Genomic DNA, 25,000 nt, shown 5'->3' with positions numbered 1-25,000 from the left:
AAACTCGTTTCAAGCAGCCTGGATGTGCGCAAATTTGCTACCATATCAGCGCACAAAAGGAATCATTATGGTGAAAAGCAAGACCCAATATCAATGCACTGCTTGTGGTGGCACCGCACCCAAGTGGCAAGGGCGTTGCCCGCATTGCGGTGAGTGGAATACATTAGAAGAAACCGTGGTATTGCCTGTGGCGACGAGTGGTCGCTTTCAATCATGGGCCGCAGAAGCGGGACAGGTACAGAATTTGGCGCATGTGACTGCCGTTGAGGTACCGCGCACGCCCACCGGCATGGGGGAATTGGATCGGGTATTGGGTGGGGGAGTGGTCGATGGAGCGGTGATATTACTGGGCGGAGATCCCGGCATCGGTAAATCTACATTGCTGCTACAAACAGTCGCTTTGATGGCGCAACACGAACCCATTTTGTATGTGTCGGGTGAAGAATCAGCCAGCAAGTGGCTTTGCGTGCTCAACGCTTGGATGTGGCTGCTGAGGGTGTTAATTTATTGGCCGAAATTCGCATGGAAGCCATCAGTGCTGCGTTGTTGCAGCACAAACCGAAAATGGTGGTGATTGATTCCATTCAGACTATGTATTCCGACAGCATTACCTCTGCGCCTGGATCGGTATCGCAAGTGCGCGAATGTGCCGCGCAGCTCACGCGCATGGCCAAACAACAAGGCATCAGCATGATTTTGGTGGGGCATGTCACTAAAGATGGTGCCATTGCTGGACCACGGGTGCTGGAGCACATGGTGGACACAGTGTTGTATTTTGAAGGGGATACCCACTCCAATTACCGTATGATACGCGCCATCAAAAATCGTTTCGGCGCAGCCAATGAGCTGGGTGTGTTTGCCATGACCGAGCGGGGTCTCAAAGGCGTATCCAATCCATCGGCGATTTTTTTATCGAGTTATCGAGGGGATGTGGCTGGTTCGTGTGTGCTGGTGACCCAAGAGGGTTCGCGGCCTTTATTGGTGGAAATCCAGGCGCTGGTTGATGACGCCCACGGATTTACCCCAAAACGGTTGAGTGTGGGCTTGGCCCAAGATCGGTTATCGATGTTGTTGGCCGTACTCAATCGGCATGCTGGGGTGGCCTGTTTTGATCAGGATGTCTTTCTGAATGCCGTGGGTGGGGTCAAAATCACCGAGCCTGCTGCTGATTTGGCGGTGATGTTGGCGATGCTGTCGAGTTATCGCAATCGGCCTTTGCCAGACAAAACCGTGGTGTTTGGCGAAGTAGGCTTGTCTGGAGAAATCCGCCCAGTGCCACGCGGGCAGGAGCGTTTGCGTGAAGCTGAGAAATTGGGGTTTACCCACGCGATTGTACCTAAAGCCAATTTGCCACGCCATGCGGCTGATTTTGCCAATTTGCAATTGATTGGCGTTGACACTGTGCAGCAAGCGGTAGATGCCATTCGGCCAGATTGATACTGCTCTTTTAGTTTTGATTTACTTCATTGTTTAACTTCATGATTGGTCAGTAAATGAGGCGAAAAATGGAGGGTGTGCAGAATAGAATGGAATCGGATATGGATCGCTTTGGGGCGCAAGGTGCAACAGAATACGATGCTCGCATCAGTACCTTGGTACCGGGTTACACGGTATTACATGAAGTCAGTGCTGCTGTCTTACATGCCAGGTTGCCCGAGCATGCTCGGGTTTTGGTGGTGGGGGCGGGCACTGGCGCAGAGATTTTGGCATTGGCCCAGAAAAGACCCGATTGGCGCTTTACTGCACTGGATACTTCTGCCGATATGTTGGCGATGGCCAGTCAAAAGTGTGCGGCAAAAGGCATTCATCAAGTGGATTTTTTTCATGGATTGGTGGCGGATTTACCCATGTCCGAACCTTATGATGCGGTGCTGTGTTTGTTGGTCATGCACTTCATTTCAGGGGTGCGGGAAAAGCAGGCATTTTTGTGCAGTATTGCTCGGCATACGAAAATGGGTGCGCCATTGTTGCTGTGTGATTTGATGCAAGGCGATGATACTGAGCGCGCGGCCATGGCGGAGTATGCTGTGGCACATGGGTTGCCTGAACAATTTACAGCGGCATTAAAACAGCGGCTATCCCATGAATTTTTTGTGTTGACTGAACTTGAATGGGTTGATTTGGCCACGCAATCGGGTTTCAGGCAGCCTTTGTCGTATTTTCGAGCATTGGGTTTTGCCGCATATATATGCTTGCGCACATAATTCAATGGCATGTGCAGTGTGGCCGATGGCAGGCGTACTGCTGAAATAGGCGGGTTGTCACTTGGGCATCATAATTGGTGTTTTTGCGATTATCTGTGTTGTGGGCGAATCGTGGTTACGCTTGCAAGCGAGCCGATGTTACTATCTGACACCCCAATAATGGAAACGCCATGGTATTACCGTGTCGTATAAAACAACCGTAAATAGAGTGAATCATGAAAACCATACAAGTCAACGGACAAACCATGCCTTTGGGCAATATCTTTTGTATTGGTCGCAACTATACCGAGCATATTAAAGAACTCAACAATGCCTTGCCAACAGAACCGGTGGTGTTTATGAAACCGACCTCAGCATTGGCACAAACAGGTGAGGCCATTGTGTTGCCTTCATTTAGCGAATCGGTGCATCACGAATGTGAACTGGTGGTGTATATCAAGGCCGATGCTGATCATGTGAGCCCTGAAGACGCCCTGCGTTATGTTGGCGGTTATGCCATTGGTTTGGATTTGACTGCTCGCGATGTGCAATCTGTGTGTAAGGAAAAAGGATTGCCTTGGACCAAGGCTAAGGCTTTCGCACCGCTGCCTGCCTGTCACATTTTATTGCGCCAGATGTGGTTGGCGACATTCAAGAGCAACAATTTAGCCTGCTCATCAATGGAGAAATTCGCCAACAAGGCAATAGTGTGGACATGATGTTTCCTGTTGGGCAGATCATTGCTTATTTATCGACAATTTATGGTTTACAGGCAGGCGACGTGATTTACACCGGTACCCCAGCCGGTGTTGGGCCTTTGCAGGCGGGAGATATAGTGCGATTGGATTGGCATGGCCATATTCAAGCTGAGTTTCATGTGGTTTGAGGTTGCCTGAACGTGGATGCAGAAAACGCATTGGTCTGCATTTCAGTGGTGTGTAGAGGCTTATGCTTTTTGGTACTATCGATACAAATAAGCCGTCTTTGTCGCCATCTCGATTACCCGTACAATAACCCACCTCAAAAGGCGGCAGAGGAATTTTTCCGCCACCACCGCATCATCATAAGGATAAGAAAATATGACCCGTAAACTTTTTGCTTTGGCCGCCACTGCGGTTTTGTTGGCGGCATGCTCTGGTAAAGAAGCAGGCTCAACCTCAGCATCCTCTGCGGCATCAACCACTTCAGCAGTTGCAGGCAGCCTGCAAGAACGCATTGAACAACATGGCACCATTTCGGTGGGTACTGAAGGCACTTATGCCCCTTTTACGTATCATGATGAAAGTGGCAAACTCACGGGCTATGACGTGGAAGTCACCCGTGCCGTGGCTCAAAAACTGGGCATCAAAGTGAAATTTGAAGAAACCCAGTGGGATGCCATGCTGGCTGGTTTGAAAGGTGGCCGTTTTGATGTGGTGGCCAATCAAGTCGCTTTGACCACGCCGGAGCGTCAGGCCACATTTGATAAATCTTCCGATTACAGTTATTCAGGTCCCATGGCATTAACGCGAGTGGGTGATAACCGAGTAAAAACCGTCGCCGATATCAAAGGCCTAAAAGCAGCGCAAACATTGAGCAGCAATTATGGCGAGATGGCCACTAAGGCAGGTGCGACTGTGGTACCCGTTGACGGTATGGCCCAAGCCATTACGCTGGTGCAGCAAAAACGTGCTGACGTTACACTCAATGATTCTTTGGCCTTTCTGGATTACTTGAAGAAAAACCCCAACTCTGGTTTACAAGTGGCTTGGCGTTCGGGTGCGGATGAAAAATTGGGTTCGGGCTTTATTGTGAACAAAGGCAATGAAGCAGCACTCAAAAAAATCAGCCAGGCCGTGGATGAATTACGCGCAGACGGTACACTGAAAAAACTGGGTGAGCAGTTCTTTGGTGAAGACGTGAGCGTTAAATGAGTTTGACTGACTTATTGGCGGCTCTGCCTTTTATGTCGCCGGCACGCGCTGATCTGGTGATCAGCGCGTTTTGGCCTATGGTCAAGGCTGGTTTCTTGGTGTCGGTGCCTTTGGCGCTGGCTTCATTTATTTTGGGGATGCTGATTGCCGTTGGCGTGGCCTTGTTGCGGATAATGCCTGTGCGTGGGCTACTCCATCGGATGTTATTGGCCTTGGTGCGCGTTTACATTTCGGTGATCCGCGGAACGCCCATGCTGGTTCAATTGATGGTGGTGTTTTATGGGTTGCCTGCCGTTGGTATTGAGCTTAACCCGATTCCCACTGCCATTATCGGCTTTTCTCTGAATGTGGGTGCTTATGCATCGGAAACCGTTCGTGCGGCCATTTTGTCTGTGCCTAAAGGGCAATGGGAGGCTGGGTTTGCCATCGGCATGACCTATATGCAGGCATTCCGACGCATCATTATGCCGCAGGCTTGCCGAGTGGCAGTACCTCCTTTGTCGAATACGTTTATCGGTTTGTTTAAAGACACATCTTTGGCTGCTGTGGTGACGGTAACGGAATTATTTCGTCAGGCGCAGCAGGTGGCCAATCGGGCATATGATTTTTTGCCGGTGTTTATTGAGGCCGGTTTGGTCTATTGGCTATTTTGTTGGGTATTGTTTGCGGTACAAGCACGTTTGGAAAAGCGGTTGGATCGCTATGTGGCTAAATAACAGGATGAGAGCATGATTCGTGCACGCAATATTCACAAAACGTTTGGCGAGCATACCATTTTGCATGGTATTGATTTGAGTGTGGATAAGGGCCAAGTGGTGGTAGTTTTGGGGCCTTCAGGTTCAGGAAAAACCACTTTATTGCGCTGCTTAAATGGCTTGGAAATACCGGAAGCGGGCACCTTAGACTTTACTGATCAACCGGTATTACACATTGATTTCAGCAAACCGTTGCCTGCGTCCGATTTGTTGGCATTGCGTCGTCAATCGGGTATGGTTTTTCAGCAATATAATTTATTTCCACATAAGACGGCTTTACAAAATGTGATGGAAGGGCCATTGACCGTACAAAAACGCTCGCTGGCGGAGGTGCGTGCCGAAGCTTGGCATTGCTGGCTAAAGTGGGCTTGGCCGATAAAGCGAATTTGTATCCATTCCAGCTTTCGGGCGGGCAGCAGCAGCGTGTGGGGATTGCCCGGGCGCTGGCCATTAAGCCGGCTTTAATGTTGTTTGATGAGCCTACTTCGGCGCTCGATCCAGAGTTAGTGCAAGGCATTTTGCACATCATTAAGGATTTGGCTGACGAAGGTTGGACCATGGTGGTGGTGACTCATGAAATTCACTTTGCCCGCGATGTGGCCGATCATGTGGTGTTGATGGCTGAGGGTAAAGTGGTGGAAGAAGGTGAACCCGAGCAATTATTTTTGCGCCCACGGGAAGCGTTAACCAAAAGTTTTTTGCAGCAAATTGAGCATTAGATTGCTGTATATCCCGCGTTGATTCATTCAGGCAGCCTTTAGGCTGCCTGAATGCCATGTGTTGATGTAATGTTGCAGTGTGAAAGCAGTCATTCGTCAGTGCTGTTGTTATAATGACGCGCCTATGTTGGTGTCGAAGGAAATCATGTCCAATCAATTTTTATCACCCAAACTGAAGTGGTGTTTGGCGCTTTATTTTGCGTTGTGGGTGGTGTTGCCATTTATGTTGTCATCGAGCTACCCTTTGGATGTGCCGGAAGGCATTTACTGGGGGCGTGAATGGCAGTGGGGTTATTACAAGCACCCACCGTTGTCTTCTTGGGTACTCTATAGTTTCTATACTGTATTCGGTCATATTGGTCCCTATTTATTGAGCCAATGCACCATCGCCTTAACGCTGTGGCTGGTTTATCGTTTCGGCACCCATTTAATGAGTCGCGAGCGTGCGGCTGTCAGCGCATTCTTGTTGATGGGGGTGTTTTATTACACTTGGCCATCCTTAGAGTTTAATCACAATATTGCGCAGATGCCGGTTTGGGTTGCGCTGGTGTATGCATTTTATTTGGCCACACGGCAAAATTTATGGCGATACTGGTTGTTGTTTGGGTTGCTGGCCGGTGCAGGGATGTTGGTGAAATACTCAGTGGCGATTCTGCTCATCACCATGGTGCTGTATTCATTCATCACGCCTTATCGACGCTTGTGGCTTACGCCCAAACCGTGGGTGGCATTATTGTTGGCGAGCGTGGTGTTCTCGCCGAATGTGGTGTGGCTGGTTGAACACCATTGGTTGCCGTTTACCTATGCCGAAGGGCGTGCTGAAGAAGCCGAAAGCCACAGTGGTCGCTTGGCGGCATTGGGCTTTTTGCTGACCCAATTGCTCAATCATTTGCCACTGCTGTTGATTTTAGTGGGCACGCGCACGCGCCTGCGCATACCCACACTCAAAACGTGGGATGACAATACGCGTTTTTTGTTGTTTATGGGGTTGGCACCAGTGTTGTTATTGGTGTTCCTGGGCATCATGTTTGGTGTGGGATTGCGTGACATGTGGGGCATGCCCATGTGGGGTTTGTCGGGTTTGATCGCGGTGCGACTCATTCCTGATGAGGTATTTGCCCGAAAAGCGGTTGGTTTGGTGAAAGGCAGCTTCATTTGGCTGGCCATCGCCACACTTTTGATGGCGGTGTATGTACAATTTGGTGCACAAATTAGACACAAACCGTCGCGCATGGATTGGCCTCAATCTGCCATTGCGCAGCATGTGGATGCGCAATGGCGGCAGCTGAGCCTTTGTCGTTTGGATAACGTCAGCGGTGCCAATTGGCAAGCCATTTTGGCGGCATCTTATTCTCAGTTTGCGCCATCCGTGATGATTGCGGGCAATCCAGCGTATACGCCATGGATGTCGCAAGCCCGTTTACGGGCAGGTGGCAGCATGTATCTGTGGCCAGATGGCGATCATCCTCGTGTACCGCTTTTGGATGGGTTGGCGGAAGATTCGAATATGGTGGTGCATGAAGGTGTTTGGTCCATTGCTTGGCCCAAGCTGCCTGAAAAAACGCCGTTGCTGTTGCATTGGCGTGCCTATGTGCCGAAAGCTTGTGTTCGAGTGGCAGCACAGTAAAATGACTGAAATAGGATGTTTGTGGCTTAGAGGACAGGAATGTGATTGAAACCAACACGGTGGGCTTAACCGTCATTTTGCCGGTGTACAACGATGCATCGGTGGTAGATGTGTTTTTGCCAGTGCTGTTTGAGCTGACGCAAAAACAATCCAGTGTGTGTGAAGTGTTGTTGGTCGACGATGGCAGCAGCAACCGACAAGCATTGACGGATGTATATCAAAAGCATGCTGGCGGGTTGCCTGAACATACGGCGCTGCGATTGGTGCGGTTTTCGCGCAATTTTGGTAAAGAAGCGGCACTGAGTGCCGGATTGGCGCAGGCGCAAGGTAACTTAGTGGCGATGATGGATGCTGATGGCCAGCATCCGGTGGCGGTATTACAGCAGATGCTGGATTTATACCATCAAACAGATGTTGATATGGTGGCTGCGATTCAGGCCACTCGTGCGCATGAAAGTCATTTATTGCGTGGTTTGAAGCGCGGGTTTTACCGATTTATGCAAGATACTCAACGCTATGAAATCAAGCCCAATGCGGGTGATTTTCGTCTGATGAATCGCAAAGTCGTCAACGCCTTGTTAAAGTTGCCTGAACGTCAACGGTTTATGAAAGGCTTTACGCCTGGGTGGGTTTTCGAACTGTATATTTGCCGTTTCAGGCGGAAGCGCGTGTTGAGGGGAAGAGCAAATTTAATTATGCCAGCTTATTTGAGTTGGCGCTGGTGGCCATTACCTCATTTTCACAGAAGCCGCTGCGTTGGATTTCTCGCATGGGCTTGCTGATGTCGCTGCTGTCGTTGATTTATGGCGTGATTATCGTAGCGGATACGGTGTTTTTTGGTAAAGATTTGGCTGGGTGGCCTACCTTGGCGGCAGGTATTATGTTTTCTGCCGGGGTTCAATTGATTTGCCTGGGCGTTATCGGTGAATATATTGGTCGCATTTATGAAGAAGTCAAACAACGCCCTTTGTATGTGGTGGATGAAATATGGGACAGTCGCGACCCCAGCAGCCAGTCCTGAGTATTCAGGCAGCATGGTTTTTATTGGTGGGCGCTGCGGCAGCCGGAGTACATTTTGTGGGTTTGCTGTTTTGGGTACAAGTGGTTCATGTTGCCCCAGCTTGGGCCAATGTTTGGGCTTTCCTATTGGCGTTTTGGGTGAGTTTCAGTGGGCATTATTGGCTCACTTTTCGGCAGCAAATGCAGACAGCTTCTTGGTTGGCCAGCCTGTGGCGTTGGTTTCTCAGCTCGACCAGTGGATTTGCCTTAAATCAATTGTTGTTTGTAGGCGGATTATGGCTTTTTGGGCATTCATATTATGTTTGGATTTGGTTGCTGGTGACGCTCTTGGTAACCATACTCACTTTTGTTCTGGGTAAATTTTGGGCTTTTGGTGGCGAGAAACAACATGAGTAAACGCATTATCATTAATGTGGACGATTTGGGTTTGTCGCCTGCCGTGAATCAAGGCGTGTTGGCCTTAGCTGAGCAAGGTCGTATTCAGGCCACCAGTTTCATGAGTTTGGGCCAAATCAGTAGCGATGAGGTGATTGCCCTACAACGGCTTCACATTGACATCGGCCTGCATTTCGATTTAACCGGTCTGGCGCATCAAGGTAGCTTAAAAACGATACTGGTGAAATCCTATGCGCGCCGATGGTCATATTCGCTATTGGCAGCATTGCTCAGCACGCAGTTAGATGCGTTTGAACACAAAATGGGTGCGGCTCCGGTATTTGTCGATGGACATCAGCATGTGCATCAGTTCCCACAAATACGTCGAGTATTGCTGCATGTTTTGGCTGAACGCTATGGTGTGCAACAAGTGGCCATACGCAGCACCCAATCCATCCAAACTGATTTTAAAGCCAAACTGATTTACGCTTTGGGTGGGCAGGCGTTAACGCGCCAGCTCGTCGCGCAGCATTGGCGGCACAATCGTGCTTTTGGCGGCGTTTATGGGTTTGATGCGGATGAGCAGCAGTTGGCGCAAATTTGGCAATATTGGCTGAGCGTTGCGCCTGAACAGGAGATTACGGTATTGATGTGTCATCCTGCACAGGCGCAATCGGGCTGGCAAGACGATATTAAAGTGGCGCGGGAACGTGAATTTGCGTGGTTAAGTTCGCCCGCTTTTGCACGTGTGTGGCAGGCTGAAAATTGTGTGGCAGCTCATTGGCGCGATGTGGTTTAATACATTCAGGCAGCTTAGTGCGGTGATATTAGGCTGCCTGAATATAAAAGTACAGAACGCGGGAAGGGTTTAAAATCCATCCCAATCATTCATCAAAATCCCAATGCCAATGCTTCTGTGGCGGTGGTTGTAGTCGAGTAGGCTTTCACCGTATCCATCATAGGCTTGAACATAGCCCTTCAATTTCCCTACGAGCGGGAAGCTATAATCCAACTGCATGCTGCCTTTACCGGTTTTCGGATTCAGGCGCAGCGTGGTGCCCAAAGTTTTTGCATCGCTGAATCGGTATTGTAAACGCAGGTCGCCATACCCCATGTAGCGGTTAATGTCGGGATTATTGTCATCACTCTTACTTTCCGGTATGCGCCACCACACTCGAGGGATAACGGTTAAATTACCCCATTCAGCGCCGGCCATGGCATAAATTCGATTCCAAGAGCGACTCAGTGGATCGGATTGACCGTTTGACTGATGCAAATAACCTGCGCCGATCATGCGTAATTTTCCGCCCCATGGCAAATTGGCGTGCACGGGCTGTGTAATGAAGAGTTCTGGCATGTAATCGGTATTGCGAAATTGTGCAGAGGTGTGCCCATTCCAAACTTGCCAGTGTGATTGTTGGGTATAACCAAACCACAAATCGGCTCGGGTGCGAAAAAGGTCTTCCAGCAATTTGGTTTTAAACGAAATTTGCATTTTCGCTTCAATTTTTTTCTGGTCTTCTCGGCTGTAATGCACCGTATCTTGCGAGGGCGTGCCAGGATTATAGTTAGGTTTGCTGTTAAACCATCCGGGCAATAAATACATGGGATTGTGGGCACGTACCGTGAGGATGCCATTTGAGTCGTTTTGATCTAAATCGTAGAGGGTACTCAAAGGCGTATAAGCATCAGTATTGATGATGGCTTCTTGGTTTGTCGGCTTTGCCAGCACCACGGTTGTGGTGCCTTGATCCACACTGGCATCCCATGATTTACTTAGATCAATGGGGCGCTTGGGGGTATTGGTGGTAGCCAGTACATCTGAGCTGGGCGGCAATTGCGCCGCATATACCTTGTCGAAGCATGCGAGCCGAGCTGCATTGTCTTCAATGGTAGTGCAGGCCATGGCAGCCTCTTCCGCGTGGGCAATCAGCGGGGTGGTGGCGGCTGCTACGCTCAATAATGGGTACAGTAGGGATGTGGATATGCGATGAACAGTCATACTTGGATTCACGAAATGGGGTTGGGGGGACATCAATTCAGGCAAAGGAAGGGCTTTGGTTGGGTTGATGTTGTGGTGTATGCATATACAAATTAGCGTGATTGTGCAATAAATACCCCATGATGTCTGCTGTTTTTGCTCAATTTGATGTGGCTCTGCCAATTGGCTATGACTCCCGTTGCTGTGTTGGCGTGCTTTAGTAAGGAGTGTTTGCCATGACCGAAGCCATTAAATTGATTATTGATACCGATCCCGGACAAGATGATGCGGCCGCTATTTTGATGGCGCATGGCTTGGCCAAGCGGGGTTTGATTGATTTTGTTGCCATCACGACAGTGGCAGGTAATGTGGGCTTGGCAGATGTGACTACCAATGCCCGCATGCTGTGTGATTGGGTTGAGCAGCCTACTTTTCCAGTCTATGCGGGTGCGGCCAAGCCTATGATTCGACCTCTAGTGACTGCGGCCAATGTGCATGGGGAGCATGGTTTGGATGGTGCGGTTCGACATGAACCGCAGACACCGTTGCAACCCATTCATGCAGTGGCCTATTTGGTGGATATATTGCGCAGAGCGGCGCCACAAAGCATGACATTGTGTGCCATTGGGCCGCTAACCAATATTGCGCAGGCCGTTTCTTTGGCACCGGATTGTGTCCAAGGCATCAAAGAAATCGTGTTGATGGGGGGGTGTTATTTTGAAGCCGGTAATATTACGCCAGCGGCAGAATTTAACTTCTATGTTGATCCCCATGCGGCAGCGGTGGTGTTGGCGTGTGGTGCGCCGATAACCATCGTGCCCTTGGATGTGAGCCATAAGGCATGTGTCACCGCTGCGCGTATGAACGGATTGCGCCAAACTGGCACCCAAAATGGTCGCCGATTGGCCGATATTTTACAAAGCTATGAGCGCCATGATATTCAGCAATTTGGCTTGGAAGGCGGTCCGCTACATGACCCCTGCGCGGTTGCATGTGCCGTGTTTCCAGATATGTTTCATGGTCGATCATGCGCTGTGGCGGTTGAGTTACAAGGGTCGCTTACATTGGGTGCCAGTGTGGTGGATTGGCAGGGCAAAAGTAATCTACCCGTCAATGCGCGATGGATAACCGAAGTGGATGCAGACCGTTTATTTGATGAGTTACGCTTGAGTATTTTGCATCTTCCTTAGCCTAGTCTGGTTGAGGGTTGCCCGAAAGTCCATCAACCGCTTTTTTGCTTGTGCGGGGGGGTGACCCATGAACACATTATTGCGTATGCCTAGCTTGGTGTGGTGGGTAATGGGCGTGTGCCTGTCATTTTTGTTGCCACAACCACTGTTGGCGCTGTGGTTGGTTCTGGCATCGTGCATTGGCATGGTAGCGCTGATGTGGCGCCGATATTTTTGGCTTGGTTGGGTGGCTTTGTGTTTGGGATTGGCTTTTGGTGTTTGGCGCACAGAACGAGTGTTGCAACAACAATGGCCTATGATGGACTCTCCCACAGCACAAACCTTGATTCTAACCGTGTTAACTGAGCCTGAACGTGACACCCATCGCGTGCGCTTTCAGGCAGCCGCAGTCAGCCCAAACAGCTCACTTCATCATCGCTTAATCATTTCTGATTATCAACATCAAAACTGGCCTTTAGGCAGTCGATGGCAAGTTCAGGCGCGGGTGCGGCCCATGGTGGGAGAGGTCAATCCTGTGGGTTATCGCCGTGAAGCATGGGCACTGGCCAATCATTTATCTGGTAGCGCCACTGTGCGCCAGGGGCGTCAAGCATTGCCACCGGTATCAACGCTGAACCTGCGCTGGCAGCAACTGCGTAGTCAGTTGGGCCAGACTTGGCAGCAGCAAGCAGCCGCTTACCCGCAAGGAGTCGGTTTATTGCAAGCATTGAGTGTAGGTCAACAAACGGCATTGTCAGCAGAAAATTGGCAGGTGTTTCGGGCTTTGGGTCTTACCCATCTGATCAGCATCTCTGGGTTGCACGTGGGCATGTTTGCACTACTGATGGCGGGATTGGTGCGTTGGTGGTTGCGGTGGTGGCCTTGGGGCATCGCTCGGCCACTTTGGTGGACAAAGACGAGTGCTTTGTTAGCGGCCCTGATTTATAGCGCCTTGGCAGGATTTGCTGTGCCCACACAGCGCTCATTGCTGATGATTGCTGTGGTGGTGTGGGCATTGTGGCGACAGCACAGATATACCATGGGGCAAGTATGGCTGCTGGCCATGGCGGCAGTGCTGTTGTTTGACCCATTAGCCGTATTGTCGGTGGGTTTTTGGCTGTCTTTTTTATTGGTGGCTGCTGTGCTCTTGTCCATGCAAGGGGTATTACATTTACCCAAGTGGCGCCAGTTCTCCCGGGCTCAATGGGCAACAGGTATCGTTTCTGTGGTGTTGCTGGCGTATGGCTTTGGTTCAGTACCGATGGTGAGTCCATTGGCTAACGCGCTCGCCATTCCATGGTTTACTTTGGTGCTGGTGCCTATGGCTTTGTTGTGCTTGTTGTTGCCCTGGTCTCCTTTGCTGACGTTGGTGGCTTGGCTGGCGCAGCAAACTTTGGTTGTGTTGCAGAGCGCAGCCGAATATGCGCCGATGTTTTCACCAGTGCGGGCTCCTTTGATGTTGTGGTTGCTGTCTATCCCTGCTGTATTGCTGCTGTTGATGCCCAAAGGTATGCCACTGAAGTTATGGGCGTGGTTGATATTACTGCTGTTGTTGACTATCCAGTACAAAGGCCTCGTCAAGGGCAAGCTGTCGTGACGGTATGGGATGTGGGGCAGGGGTTGTCAGTGGGGGTGCAAACGGCTAAGCATGATTTGCTGTTTGATACAGGAACAGCTTATGCGGCGCAAATGCAGGTGCTACCTAACCTTCAGGCAGCCGGGGTGCGCCGGTTGGATGCGTTGGTACTGTCTCATCACGATTCCGACCATGATGGCGGTGCTGAGTTGATATTGCAGCAATTGCGCCCGCATCAAATATGGGCTGGACAAACACAAGCTTACCCGTTTCCGACAGTTGCTTGCCGTGCTGGGAAAGCTTGGGTATGGGATGGTGTGTGGTTTGAATGGTTGAATTTGCCCCCACTGAGTACCCGTAATAACGACCAAAGCTGTGTGCTGCGGGTCATTGCCGGTGATAAAGCGCTGTTGGTTCCAGGCGATTTAGGTAAGCAAGGTGAGCGCCAACTGGTTGCATATTATGCAGATAAATTATACAGCCAGGTTTTGATTTTAGGCCATCATGGTAGCCATACATCCAATGATGGGCGTTTTATTCATGCGGTATCACCCACTTGGGCCGTGGCTTCTAGTGGCTTTGCCAATAGCTATGGCCATCCGCATGCTCAAGTGCGCACTGTACTGAATGCCAATGCGGTTATTTTGCTGCGCACCGATGCCATGGGTGCTTTGCAAACTACCTTGTCCAGCGAACCCATTGCATGGCATTCGCACTCTGGATACCGGCCTTATTGGCAAAGAAAGCCTTGGATGACGTTGCCTGAATCGACTGGGCATGAGTAATATTGATGACCACATTATTTGGCGTGGTTTTCTTGCATGGTCACTTTGGGATAATTTTGTTTTGTCACAAAAGTGTGAAGAGGGTTGTAGAAGGTGTTGAGTTGACGTTGCTGATGAAGCGTTTTAAGCTTGCTTATCCGCTTTTAATTCATCCGAATGCGCACACAGCAATAGCGCTCAGTGGTGTTTAGTATCGAGGAGGTATAGGATGCGATACACAAAAATAGCCTTATTGGTAGTGACCGCTTTAATTTTGAGCGGTTGTGTGACCCCTGAGCAAAAAGCCGCTCAAGCAGCAAGGGCGCGAGCTGCTCAGCAACAATTGGCACTTGATCTGGCGGCGCAATGTGATCCTCAAGCAGCTGACTTGATGCGCCAACAACAAACGGACGCTGGCTTTTTTACGCAACCTGCAACCGCGAAAGCGGCCAATGCTTATCGCGATAAAGTCAGCTCTCCGTTGTTTCAGAGTTGTTATAAACTGGCTTGGGACAATTACTTGAACCAAATGCGCTTGCAACAAATCCGCAATTGGGAATTGCAGCGACGGATGGATGCCGATATGGATTGGATGATGCGGCCCAGGTGGTGCCGAGGTGTGCGTGGTGGCCGACCATTTGTGTACCAATGTTGGTAAAGCCAACGAAAGCCCACTAAATCATTGAACTTCAGGCAGCCTTTAGGCTGCCTGAATGGGTTTATAGGGATAGTTTGTTCAGAAATCAGCCGTTGGGGTATAAGGCAATCATGCGTTGCGCTGCTTCAATACATTGCGACAGAGGAGCCACCAAAGCGATCCGGACATAGCCTTCGCCAGCGTTGCCAAAAGGCGTATTGCGTGCCAGAAAACGGCCTGGTAAAACTTCGACTGCTGCCTCAGTCCATAACTTTTGAGTAAAAGCCAAATCATCGCCGCCAGGCACCTTTAACCACAAGTAAAATGAAGCATCGGGCTTGGTGACCTCAAATGATTGGGCCAAGATGGGCAATACTGCATCGAATTTTTCTCGGTATTGTCGTCGGTTTTCGATTACATGTGCCTCATCTTGCCAAGCGGCAATGCTGGCGTATTGCACCGGCACGCTCATGGCGCTGCCGTGATAGGTACGGTAGAGCAGGAACGCATCGATCCATTTTGCATCACCCGCTACGAAGCCAGAGCGCAACCCCGGGGCATTGGAGCGTTTCGAGAGACTGGTAAACATCATCAAGTCATCAAAATTGCGGCCAAGCTGAGCGGCTGCCTGAAGTGCGCCTAAAGGCTTGGCGGCATCCTCAAAGTAGATTTCGGAATAGCATTCATCCGAGGCAATCACAAAGCCATATTGGTCTTGCAGCGCAAATAATTCTGCCCAATCATTTAGATTCATCACTGCACCACTGGGGTTGCCCGGGCTACAAACAAACACCAGCTGCACATGAGGCCATTGGGATTCGTCAATGTTGCGCCATTGAGGCATAAAACGAGGGGCTTCACAATTGGCAAATTCAACATGGGCACCGGCTAATAGCGCGGCTCCTTCGTAGATCTGATAAAAAGGATTGGGGCTAACCACAATCGGGCGGTTGTCTTGATTGGCATCAATCACGACTTGCGCAAACGAAAACAAGGCTTCGCGACTGCCCAAAATCGGCAGTATTTCATGAGATGGATCGACATGTACGCCATCATAACGGCGACTCAACCACTCGGCACATGCTTGTTTTAATTCAGGTAGCCCGGTGGTGGCAGGGTAAACTGCCAACCCGTCCAAATGAGCCGTTAATGCATCAATCAAAACCTGAGGGGTAGCATGCTTGGGCTCACCTATGTGTAAGGGAATCGGCGTTACATGTTCTGGGGGTGTAAGGCCTTTCATGGCCGCTCGTAATCGGGCAAAAGGATAGGGTTGCAATAAAGCTAAGTTGGGATTCATGGTAGGGGCATCAATAAAATAAATGAGTTTGGGCAATGTGAGTGAATGCTACCACCATTGCGTTGAGTGAGAAATGGTTGCCTTTGTTTAGCTCGTTAGTTTATGAAAAGAGCCGCCAATTTGGCGGCTCATGAGCAAAGAAAGAACAGGCAATATATTTAAGCGGTTTTTTGGGCTGGCATGTTTTCACCCGTTAATAAATAATGAACAGTTTCTTGCACGCTGCGTATTGCATTGCCAAAAGGCAAAGGGTCTTTGCCTCGGAAAAATAAACCTTTGTCTGTTTCGCCGCGCCAAGCCGCTGCCAATTTCAAGTCAATACAAAATTGTCCCACTTTTTCAAGCCCGTCACGTAAACCACACACAGACAAACAATTGATACCTTGCGTGCAGCGGCGAGGATCGGCTTTGGCATTGGCTTGTAATACCGATTCACGTTTCATGTAGCTGTCCAAAAATTTGGTTTTGACACCTCGGGCTGGCAAACCTGCCACCGACATGAACTCTACAATTTGTTCACCTTCTGCGCCAGCCAAAGTTTTTTTGAAATTCAAATGGGCATCACCCTCTTGAGTGACTGCAAAAGCAGTGCCAATTTGAACCGCAGAAGCACCCCAATCTTTTAAAGCAACCGTGATTTTCTGAAAATTGGCCATGCCGCCGGCAATCACTAATGGAATTTTTTCGCTTTCTAATCCTAATTTTTTGAATACTTCAAATGTTTCTTCTAAAACCCTTTTAAATTCAAAACGCTCATCATTTAAGCCAGCAACAGTAGCCGCACCCAAATGGCCTGCAGCATGCGCTGGATGCTCAATTACAATGGCATCAGGCAGGCGATTTTTTTTCATCCAACGTTTCAAGACAATGCTGATACCGCGTGATTCTGACAAAATGGGCAGTAAGGCGACATCAGGAAAGTTTTCGGTCATTTCCGGTAGGTCAAGAGGCAGGCCCGCGCCCATGACCACTGCATGAGCGCCTGATTCACAAGCTTGGCGCACCAACGCAGGGTGATCCTTTACTGCTTTCATGACATTCACCGCGATCATGCCTCGATCTTCAGATTGTGCTAAGGCAGTCTTAATTTCACGGTCTAAAGCAATACGATTTAATGAATCGTATTTTTCTTGGGTAGGATTTTCTTTAGATTGCGCCAATAAATCTGGGTGTAGATGACGCAAATCAACACTGGCGATAGTACCCACTCCGTTTTCTCGGGCAACAGCGCTGGATAATCGAGAAGCGGAAATGCCCACACCCATCCCGCCTTGCACAATGGGAATGAGCTTACGGCCGCGAATGGTTAAGGGTGAAAATTCCTGCATGAGTTTTTCCTATAAATAAGGCTAATGAGTGTGTTTGGTGTTGCTTGCCAACCTAAGCTTGGTATGCTCAAGCAATGATGGATTTATTGAAATTAGTGCACATACTCTATGTGTTGGCGTAATGAAAGTCAAGCATACCGAATAAAATGAATGAGGCACTGTGTTTATTTGTTTCTATTGTACGACAAACATAAGATAAAATCGTCTATGCGGGACCAATGGATGCGATAAACTGTGTAAGTTTTCTCAGACTGACGTATTTGAGACTGATTAAGGTGTGACCATGATGCAAAAAAAAATTTGGCTTGCTGGATCGCGCTATTGTGTACTGATTGGGATGGTGTTGGCATTGGCGTCTTGTGGAACCATATCCTCACCTAAGCGCCCAGCGCAACATGCTCATTTAAAACCTGTGCGCATCGTGCATATAAGCCAACAAATAGGTGGGCAGGAGTTGATGATGCGCTCATTAAGCTTAATTGGGACACCCTATCGTTTTGGTGGTGCAGATAGGCAGAGTGGCTTTGATTGTAGTGGAATGGTGCAATATGTATATCAGCAGGCATTGAATGTGCAGTTGCCACGCACCGCTAAAGACATGGCGGCAGTATCTCAATCTATTCAGCAGCGAGATTTAAAAGTAGGCGATTTGGTCTTTTTTAACACCAATGGGCAGCCTTACTCGCACATGGGCTTGTATATTGGCGAAGGTGAATTTATTCATGCCCCCTCCAGCAATGGCATGATTCGAACCGCTAAGCTCAGTCAACCCTATTTTCAGCAGCGGTTTACGGGTGCGCGAACTTTTTTTGCTCGGTAGTACCCAATTAATTTATTTTTATGTTAATTATTCGATACGATCATTAAAACGATGATTTAAGTCATGCAAAAAAGCATGGCTTTGGCGTTATGATGGCACTCAGACATAGTCTTTAAAACCGTAAGGAATGTGCAGGCAACCATGGATAAAAATTTGATATTGGTACTAAACTGCGGCAGTTCGTCATTAAAAGCTGCTGTCTTGGATGTGCACAACAAAAAACTTTTAATTAGCTGCTTGGCAGAAAAACTGCGTGATGATGATGCATTTATTACCTTTAAAATGGATGGCAATAAACATAAATTAGCGCTAGAAGCGGAGAAAGACCATGTGGCTGCGGTGGCCGCATTGATGGATGAACTCAAGGCGCTGCATTTATATGAGAAAATTGCTGCTGTAGGACATCGGATTGTGCATGGTGGAGAAAAATTTACCAGTTCCACGTTGATTACACCTGAAGTAAAACGCGATGTAGAGGCTTGTATTGTGTTGGCGCCTTTGCACAATCCTGCTCATATTTTGGGTATTGAGGCAGCGCAAACGGCATTTCCAGATTTGCCACATGTGGCTGTTTTCGATACGGCATTCCACCAAACCATGCCACCCCATGCCTATCACTATGCAATTTCTTCTACGCTCTATACCCGCTACGGGGTACGTAAATATGGCTTTCATGGCACCAGTTATCGCTATGTGGCCCAAGAAACGGCCACATTTTTGGGACGTGATCCCAATCAGTTATCCTTGGTGATTGCTCATTTGGGTAATGGCGCTTCCATTTGTGCAGTTAAAAATGGGCAATCCGTGGACACCAGCATGGGCATGACCCCATTGGAAGGTTTGGTCATGGGCACACGTTGCGGTGACATTGATGCCAGTATTTTTTCTTTCCTCAATGAGAATGCCAATCTCAGTATTGATGAGATTACTCGAGTATTGAATAAAGAGAGTGGCTTGCTGGGTTTGTCTAATCTTTCCAATGATTGCCGTATGCTCGAAGAAGCCGCTAAATTTGGCCATAAAGGTGCGCAACTGGCATTGGATGTATTCGCCTACCGCTTAGCCAAGTATGTGGGCGGTATGATGGTTGCCAATGGTGGTATTGATGCCTTGGTGTTTACTGGCGGGATTGGCGAAAATTCCACCCTCATTCGCGAAAAGACACTGTCGTATCTTCAGGTCTTTGGTTTTACTGTTGATCACGATGCAAATATGGAGGCTTGCTATGGGCGCCCTGGCATCATCAGTGAATCTGGGAATAATCCAATTGCCGTGGTGATTCCCACCAATGAAGAGTTGATGATCGCTTTAGACACGGCGCAATTGGCCAATATCAATTGACTTGCCTCTGCGCTATTTCGACGAATAAAGTGCGTGATTAGAGATGGTTTATCCAGCGTCCGTTGATTTTGGCCAAGTATGCTGAATGCCTTGCTTGGCGATGGCCACCATTGGATCCAATTCATGCTCTTTGGCATAAATAAAACTTAAAGGTATCCATTGCGTGGCCTGATTTAAAATGGCCACTTTTTTGTTTTGGGCGAGCGCGAGTTCGGCATCATTTCTGGGTACCAGAGAGAGGCCAATATGTGCAGCCACCAAGTCAATGAGTGCCTGCTGTTGATCGCATACCACTGACTGTGGGGGATTGAGTCGCAGTTCTCGCCACAGTTGGCGGATTTGTTTGTGGCTGCCTGAAAGTTCAGACATGGCAATCCAAGGTTTGTGGTTGAGATTCTTGGGGAAATTTTCTGTTAGTTCAGGCAACCATGGCTGTGGGCACACCAACACATATTCAATGTTTTCTAAAAATAGACTGCACACATTCCGGTAGGGGTTGTGCCCCAAAAAAAAGCCACCATGTAACTCTTTTTTGCGCACTGCATTAATGATGTTGCCACTTAAATCATATCGGTACTGTAATTGCACAGTGGGGTGTGCTGCCAGTATGGCTTGTGTGAGTTGGGCCACATGCTCTCCAGGCATGGGATGGATGAGACCCAGCTGCAACTCGCTGACATAAGTGGTAGAAAGGCTTGCAGCAAATTGATCCAATTTGTGCATGTGTTGCAGCATGGCTTCAGCCTGAGGTAAAAATGCCTCACCACTTCTGGTCAAGGCCATGCCTTGTGCATTACGCTCAAATAACACGACGTCTAAATTTTTTTCAATGGCTTTAATTTGAGCTGATACTGCTGGCTGTGATAAATGCAGGGTTTCCGCGGCCTGCGTTAAATTGCCTTGGTGCGCGACGGCCACAAAACTTTTGAGTTGGTTTAAATCCACTGAACCCTATCCTTTGTCTGGCTTATTCTATTTATTTTTATGTGGTCATGCTGCTTTCTTGTATGCCTGTCATTCTCCCTTATCTGGTCGCGTCTGGAAAGGCATGTTGCCTGAAAATTATGTGGATTCCAAATAGATTATTTTGATTTATTCTATTATAAATATTTGATTTTTATAATATGTTGCTGCGCGTCATTTGTTGAGCAAATACTCATAATCAAAAAAAAAAAATTGGGCAGCAGGTTGTGCTTCGTTTTAAATGCACTCACGCGAATCAGCGCCAAGACTATAAAAAGGAGAGAGACATGGATCAACAGATTGCGCATCGGGTACTAACTGATCCCGAATTTCAGCGGATGGCCCGCAGAAAAGCCGTATTGGGATGGAGCTTCTCAGCCTGATGTTCATTGTCTATGTGGTATTTATTCTATTTATTGGAATGAGTCCACACACATTTGGTATCCCAGTGTCTGAAGGCAGTGTAACCACTTGGGGCATTTATGTGGGTCTGTTTGTGATTCTGTTTGCTTTTACCATCACCGGCATTTACGTGCACAAAGCCAATGGTGAATTTGAACAAATGACGCAAGATGTGGTGAAAAAAGTCAAAGGGGAAATCAAATGAGAAAATTGTTATTGCCAATAATAGCCTCCATGGCTGCCGTGCCAGCTTGGGCTGATGCACTGACCGGCGATGTAGAAAAACAAGCGATTAATTTGCCTGCGATTGTGATGTTTTTTATTTTTGTAGGTGCCACACTCTACATCACTTATTGGGCAGCCAGAAAAACCAAATCGACCAAAGATTTTTACACCGCGGGCGGCGGCATTTCCGGCTTTCGCAACGGGTTGGCAATTGCCGGTGACTACATGTCTGCGGCTTCATTTTTGGGTATTTCGGCCATGGTTTACACCACCGGATTTGATGGTTTAATTTACTCCACGGGTTTTTTGGTGGGGTGGCCGATTGTGTTATTCCTGATTGCCGAGCGTTTGCGCAATTTGGGTAAATTTACTTTTGCTGATGTTGCCGCCTATCGGCTCAAGCAAACGCCGGTGCGGGTTTTTGCGGCGACTGGTACTTTATTGGTGGTCATTATTTATTTGATCGCACAAGTGGTGGGCGCGGGCAAGTTGATTGAGCTGTTGTTTGGTCTAGATTACCATTGGGCAGTATTCATAGTGGGCGTATTGATGGTGCTCTATGTGTTGTTTGGGGGTATGTTGGCCACCACGTGGGTGCAAATTATCAAGGCCGTGATGCTGCTTGCTGGTGCAACTTTTATGGCTATTATGGTCTTGAAATACGCCAATTTTAGCCCAGAAATAATGTTCAAAAAAGCCACTGAAGTGCACAGTAAAGGCACCGGTATTATGGAACCAGGCGGTTTGGTGAAGAACCCAATCGATGCCTTGTCTTTGGGTTTGGCATTGATGTTTGGTACGGCTGGCTTACCTCATATTCTGATGCGCTTTTTCACTGTGCCTGATGCCAAGCAAGCTCGTAAATCGGTTTTTGTAGCCACAGGTTTTATCGGTTATTTTTATATCTTGACTTTCATTATTGGTTTTGGCGCCATTATGTTGGTTACCCAAGATAATCCCATGTTTTTCCACGAAGTGCTGAAAGAAGGCAAACCGGTCATCGAAATGATTGGTGGTACCAATATGGCGGCGGTGCATTTGTCTGAAGCAGTGGGTGGGGATTATTTCTTGGGCTTTATCTCAGCGGTTGCATTTGCCACTATTTTGGCTGTTGTGGCTGGTTTGACGCTCTCAGGTGCTTCTGCTGTGAGCCATGATTTGTATGCTTCTGTGATTAAAAAAGGGCAGGCATCCGGTCGCCAAGAGCTGTTGGTATCACGCGGTACCACGCTGGTATTGGGGGTCTTGGCCATTATTTTGGGGATTGCGTTTGAGAAACAGAACGTTGCCTTTATGGTGGGTCTGGCCTTCGCATTGGCGGCATCTGGTAATTTCCCGATTCTGATGTTGTCCATGTTCTGGAAAGGATTGACCACGCGCGGTGCGGTATTAGGCGGGTTTACGGGTTTGCTCAGTGCAGCTGTATTGATTGTGTTGGGGCCCACTGTATGGGTGGCGGTATTGGGTCATGAAACCCCTATTTTCCCTTATGGTAACCCTGCATTGTTTACCATTCCGTTGGCCTTCATCGCAACGTGGTTTTTCTCTGTGACCGATAAGTCTGCACAAGCAGCCAAAGATAAAGCCGGCTTTGAGGCTCAGTATGTGCGCTCCATGACCGGTATTGGTGCGTCTGACGCAGCTGATCACTAACACCCATTAGGCTGCCTGAAATCATTCAGGCAGCCTCAGTGTCTAGAAAAAAGAGTATTCAAATTGCATTTCAGTATGATTGAGAAGGAGTAAATTATGTCTGCCATCGAATCTGTATTAAAAGAAAACCGCGTTTTCGAACCCAGTGAAACATTCACGGCTCATGCCAATGTCAGTGGTATGGACGCATACAATGCCTTGTGTGAAAAAGCCAATGCCGATTATGAAGGTTTTTGGGCTGAGCTGGCCCGTGACAACATTACTTGGAAACAGCCGTTCACAAAGATTTTAGACGAGAGCAATGCGCCATTTTTCAAATGGTTTGAAGATGGTAAATTGAATATTTCCTACAATTGTATTGATCGCCATTTGGCTGACAAAGCGGACAAAGTGGCCATCATCTATGATAAGGATGATGGCAGTAGTGAAAATATTACCTATCGCCAGCTGTATGAGCGAGTGTGTCAATTGGCCAATGGCTTAAAGTCGCTGGGCGTAAAAAAGGGCGATCGCGTGGTGATTTATATGCCGATGGTGGCCGATGCTGTGGTGGCCATGCAAGCGTGTGCTCGACTGGGTGCCATTCATTCTGTGGTATTTGGTGGGTTTTCTGCAGGTGCGGTTAAAGATCGGGTTAAAGATGCAGCGGCGAAAATTATCATTACTGCCAATGAAAGTGTGCGTGGGGGCAAGCGCGTGCCTTTGAAAGCCACCGTTGATGACGCGTTGGCAGGCGGTGATTGCACCAGTGTGGAAAAAGTGGTGGTATTGCAGCGCACCGATGCGGATGTGGCTTGGAGCGATGACCGTGACATCTGGTGGCATGATTTGGTCCAACACCAAGCCAGTGACTGTGAGCCAGAGTGGGTGGGAGCAGAAGACCCATTGTTTATTTTGTATACCTCTGGCTCCACTGGTAAACCCAAAGGTGTACAGCACAGCACCGGTGGTTTTTTATTGGGTGCTATTGTGTCGATGAAATGGGTGTTTGACTACAAACCCAATGATGTATTTTGGTGCACCGCTGATGTGGGTTGGATTACAGGGCATACTTATATTGCTTATGGGCCGCTGGCATTGGGCGCCACCCAAGTGGTGTTTGAAGGGGTGCCAACGTATCCGGATGCTGGCCGTTTTTGGCACGACATCGAAAAATTCAAAGTCACGATTTTCTATACCGCGCCCACGGCCATTCGGTCGTTGATTAAATTGGGTGCCGATTTACCCAAAAAGTATGATTTGTCTAGCCTGCGTTTGTTGGGCACAGTGGGTGAACCCATTAATCCAGAAGCGTGGATGTGGTATTACCAAATCGTGGGCAACAGTCGCTGTCCGATTGTGGATACTTGGTGGCAGACTGAAACTGGTTCCAATATGATTGCGCCTTTACCAGGTGCAGTGGCGATTAAACCTGGATCGTGCACCTTGCCTTTGCCGGGCATCATCGCAGATATTGTTGATGAATCGGGCGCTCCGGTGGAAAAAGGCAATGGTGGCTTCTTGGTCATCAAGCGCCCATTTCCTTCATTGTTGCGTACGGTGTGGGGCGATAACGAGCGGTTTAAAAGCACTTATTTCCCTGAAGACTTTGGAGGAAAATACTATGTGGCAGGGGATTCGGCGCATCGCGATGAAAATGGTTATATTTGGATTATGGGGCGTGTCGATGATGTATTGAATGTTTCTGGGCACCGATTGGGTACCATGGAAATTGAATCGGCATTGGTGGCCAATCCTTTGGTAGCAGAAGCCGCGGTGGTGGGTAAACCACATGATGTTAAAGGTGAGGCGGTGGTGGCTTTCGTTGTGCTTAAAGGAGAGCGCCCGCATGGTGACGAAGCCAAGCGCATGGCGGCTGAATTGAAAAACTGGGTAGCACATGAAATTGGTAAAATTGCTCAGCCCGATGACATTCGTTTTGGTGAAAATCTGCCCAAAACCCGTTCTGGTAAAATTATGCGCCGATTGTTGCGTTCTTTGGCCAAAGGTGAGGAAATCACATCTGACATTTCGACTTTGGAAAATCCACAGGTCATGGAGCAATTGAAACACAGTGTATAGCTAAGTACTTTATGTCATGTTTGATTAGGCTGCCTGAATGTTCAGGCAGCCTTGTTGCTTGAAGCTTTTATTGTGGTAGAGAGCCTATTGCTTAGAAATAAATTATTGAAATAATAGGGTAATTTAATCGGCTTGTACTGGTATTCAGTTTTAAAAACGGTTTCATTAATCAGGTGGCCCGATAAGAT

Annotated in this window: 22 protein-coding genes and 3 pseudogenes; 21 read left to right on the top strand and 4 right to left on the bottom strand. The window is 48.5% G+C overall.

Annotated features, from left to right (window positions below; genetic code table 11):
• The first annotated feature begins 67 nt into the window (after positions 1 to 67).
• From radA to A2F46_RS08770, 12 genes and pseudogenes are all read left to right on the top strand, one after another.
• Positions 68 to 1,437 (top strand): annotated as a pseudogene (gene radA, locus A2F46_RS08815) (DNA repair protein RadA).
• Positions 1,438 to 1,538: 101 nt separating this feature from the next.
• The gene (locus A2F46_RS08810; protein WP_066569409.1) at positions 1,539 to 2,204 is read left to right on the top strand and encodes a class I SAM-dependent methyltransferase; all 666 of its coding nucleotides are present in this window, start codon (positions 1,539 to 1,541) and stop codon (positions 2,202 to 2,204) included.
• 215 nt (positions 2,205 to 2,419) lie between these two features.
• Positions 2,420 to 2,902, top strand: a complete 483-nt coding sequence (locus A2F46_RS08805) for a fumarylacetoacetate hydrolase family protein (protein ID WP_369796327.1) — start codon at positions 2,420 to 2,422, stop codon at positions 2,900 to 2,902.
• Positions 2,821 to 3,069, top strand: coding sequence for a fumarylacetoacetate hydrolase family protein (locus tag A2F46_RS13460; RefSeq protein WP_369796326.1), 249 nt, complete (start codon positions 2,821 to 2,823; stop codon positions 3,067 to 3,069). The genes A2F46_RS08805 and A2F46_RS13460 overlap by 82 nt, the downstream gene beginning before the upstream one ends.
• 193 nt (positions 3,070 to 3,262) lie before the next feature.
• The gene (locus A2F46_RS08800) at positions 3,263 to 4,096 is read left to right on the top strand and encodes an amino acid ABC transporter substrate-binding protein (protein WP_066569404.1); all 834 of its coding nucleotides are present in this window, start codon (positions 3,263 to 3,265) and stop codon (positions 4,094 to 4,096) included.
• Between the two features lie 32 nt (positions 4,097 to 4,128).
• Positions 4,129 to 4,812, top strand: a complete 684-nt coding sequence (locus tag A2F46_RS08795) for an amino acid ABC transporter permease (RefSeq protein WP_197457622.1) — start codon at positions 4,129 to 4,131, stop codon at positions 4,810 to 4,812.
• Between the two features lie 12 nt (positions 4,813 to 4,824).
• A pseudogene (locus A2F46_RS08790) lies at positions 4,825 to 5,570 on the top strand (amino acid ABC transporter ATP-binding protein).
• Positions 5,571 to 5,715: 145 nt separating this feature from the next.
• Complete coding sequence (locus tag A2F46_RS08785) at positions 5,716 to 7,197, top strand: glycosyltransferase family 39 protein (protein WP_197457621.1); 1,482 nt, start codon at positions 5,716 to 5,718, stop codon at positions 7,195 to 7,197.
• Between the two features lie 41 nt (positions 7,198 to 7,238).
• Positions 7,239 to 7,979: a glycosyltransferase family 2 protein gene (locus A2F46_RS08780; RefSeq protein WP_082783644.1), complete on the top strand. Its 741-nt coding sequence runs from the start codon at positions 7,239 to 7,241 to the stop codon at positions 7,977 to 7,979.
• Entirely contained in the window at positions 7,967 to 8,218 is a 252-nt protein-coding gene (locus tag A2F46_RS12065) for a hypothetical protein (protein WP_082783643.1), read from the top strand. Before A2F46_RS08780 ends, A2F46_RS12065 begins: the two co-directional genes overlap by 13 nt.
• The gene (locus A2F46_RS08775) at positions 8,185 to 8,613 is read left to right on the top strand and encodes a GtrA family protein (RefSeq protein ID WP_066569398.1); all 429 of its coding nucleotides are present in this window, start codon (positions 8,185 to 8,187) and stop codon (positions 8,611 to 8,613) included. The genes A2F46_RS12065 and A2F46_RS08775 overlap by 34 nt, the downstream gene beginning before the upstream one ends.
• On the top strand, positions 8,606 to 9,391 hold the full coding sequence (locus A2F46_RS08770) for a ChbG/HpnK family deacetylase (protein ID WP_066569397.1): 786 nt from the start codon (positions 8,606 to 8,608) through the stop codon (positions 9,389 to 9,391). Before A2F46_RS08775 ends, A2F46_RS08770 begins: the two co-directional genes overlap by 8 nt.
• Positions 9,392 to 9,460: 69 nt before the next feature.
• On the opposite strand, the gene A2F46_RS08765 is transcribed toward A2F46_RS08770, so the two are convergent.
• Complete coding sequence (locus tag A2F46_RS08765) at positions 9,461 to 10,594, bottom strand: phospholipase A (RefSeq protein ID WP_066569396.1); 1,134 nt, start codon at positions 10,592 to 10,594, stop codon at positions 9,461 to 9,463.
• Positions 10,595 to 10,809: 215 nt separating this feature from the next.
• Here A2F46_RS08765 and A2F46_RS08760 point away from each other — a divergent pair, with 215 nt between their 5' ends.
• From A2F46_RS08760 to A2F46_RS08740, 4 genes are all read left to right on the top strand, one after another.
• Positions 10,810 to 11,763 (top strand): nucleoside hydrolase, encoded by a 954-nt coding sequence (locus A2F46_RS08760; RefSeq protein ID WP_066569394.1) that lies wholly within the window; start codon positions 10,810 to 10,812, stop codon positions 11,761 to 11,763.
• Positions 11,764 to 11,830: 67 nt separating this feature from the next.
• The gene (locus tag A2F46_RS08755) at positions 11,831 to 13,339 is read left to right on the top strand and encodes a ComEC/Rec2 family competence protein (protein ID WP_066569392.1); all 1,509 of its coding nucleotides are present in this window, start codon (positions 11,831 to 11,833) and stop codon (positions 13,337 to 13,339) included.
• Complete coding sequence (locus A2F46_RS08750; protein WP_066569385.1) at positions 13,336 to 14,103, top strand: ComEC/Rec2 family competence protein; 768 nt, start codon at positions 13,336 to 13,338, stop codon at positions 14,101 to 14,103. The genes A2F46_RS08755 and A2F46_RS08750 overlap by 4 nt, the downstream gene beginning before the upstream one ends.
• Positions 14,104 to 14,311: 208 nt before the next feature.
• Positions 14,312 to 14,740 (top strand): hypothetical protein, encoded by a 429-nt coding sequence (locus tag A2F46_RS08740; protein WP_066569380.1) that lies wholly within the window; start codon positions 14,312 to 14,314, stop codon positions 14,738 to 14,740.
• An 85-nt stretch (positions 14,741 to 14,825) separates the two neighbouring features.
• Here the strand turns inward: A2F46_RS08740 and dapC are convergent, their stop codons facing one another.
• Entirely contained in the window at positions 14,826 to 16,019 is a 1,194-nt protein-coding gene (dapC, locus tag A2F46_RS08735) for a succinyldiaminopimelate transaminase (protein ID WP_066569459.1), read from the bottom strand.
• Positions 16,020 to 16,177: 158 nt separating this feature from the next.
• On the bottom strand, positions 16,178 to 17,347 hold the full coding sequence (locus A2F46_RS08730; protein WP_066569377.1) for a nitronate monooxygenase family protein: 1,170 nt from the start codon (positions 17,345 to 17,347) through the stop codon (positions 16,178 to 16,180).
• Positions 17,348 to 17,630: 283 nt separating this feature from the next.
• Here A2F46_RS08730 and A2F46_RS08725 point away from each other — a divergent pair, with 283 nt between their 5' ends.
• The gene (locus tag A2F46_RS08725; RefSeq protein WP_231867758.1) at positions 17,631 to 18,167 is read left to right on the top strand and encodes a C40 family peptidase; all 537 of its coding nucleotides are present in this window, start codon (positions 17,631 to 17,633) and stop codon (positions 18,165 to 18,167) included.
• A 141-nt stretch (positions 18,168 to 18,308) separates the two neighbouring features.
• Positions 18,309 to 19,508, top strand: a complete 1,200-nt coding sequence (locus A2F46_RS08720; protein WP_066569374.1) for an acetate kinase — start codon at positions 18,309 to 18,311, stop codon at positions 19,506 to 19,508.
• Positions 19,509 to 19,556: 48 nt separating this feature from the next.
• On the opposite strand, the gene A2F46_RS08715 is transcribed toward A2F46_RS08720, so the two are convergent.
• A complete protein-coding gene (locus tag A2F46_RS08715; RefSeq protein ID WP_066569371.1) occupies positions 19,557 to 20,453 on the bottom strand; it encodes a LysR family transcriptional regulator in 897 nt (298 codons plus the stop codon).
• A 305-nt stretch (positions 20,454 to 20,758) separates the two neighbouring features.
• On the opposite strand from A2F46_RS08715, the pseudogene A2F46_RS08710 reads away from it, so the two are divergent.
• The 3 genes and pseudogenes from A2F46_RS08710 (at position 20,759) to acs (ending at position 24,812) form a co-directional block, all read left to right on the top strand.
• A pseudogene (locus A2F46_RS08710) lies at positions 20,759 to 21,078 on the top strand (DUF485 domain-containing protein).
• Entirely contained in the window at positions 21,075 to 22,751 is a 1,677-nt protein-coding gene (locus A2F46_RS08705; protein WP_066569370.1) for a cation acetate symporter, read from the top strand. Before A2F46_RS08710 ends, A2F46_RS08705 begins: the two are co-directional and overlap by 4 nt.
• Before the next feature lie 96 nt (positions 22,752 to 22,847).
• Complete coding sequence (gene acs / locus A2F46_RS08700; RefSeq protein ID WP_066569368.1) at positions 22,848 to 24,812, top strand: acetate--CoA ligase; 1,965 nt, start codon at positions 22,848 to 22,850, stop codon at positions 24,810 to 24,812.
• Positions 24,813 to 25,000: the final 188 nt, after the last annotated feature.

Source organism: Snodgrassella sp. CFCC 13594 (assembly GCF_001590725.1).
Classification (GTDB): Bacteria; Pseudomonadota; Gammaproteobacteria; order Burkholderiales; family Neisseriaceae; genus Snodgrassella.
Note: the sequence above shows the minus strand (reverse complement) of the source record. Positions and strands in the feature narration are given on the sequence as shown.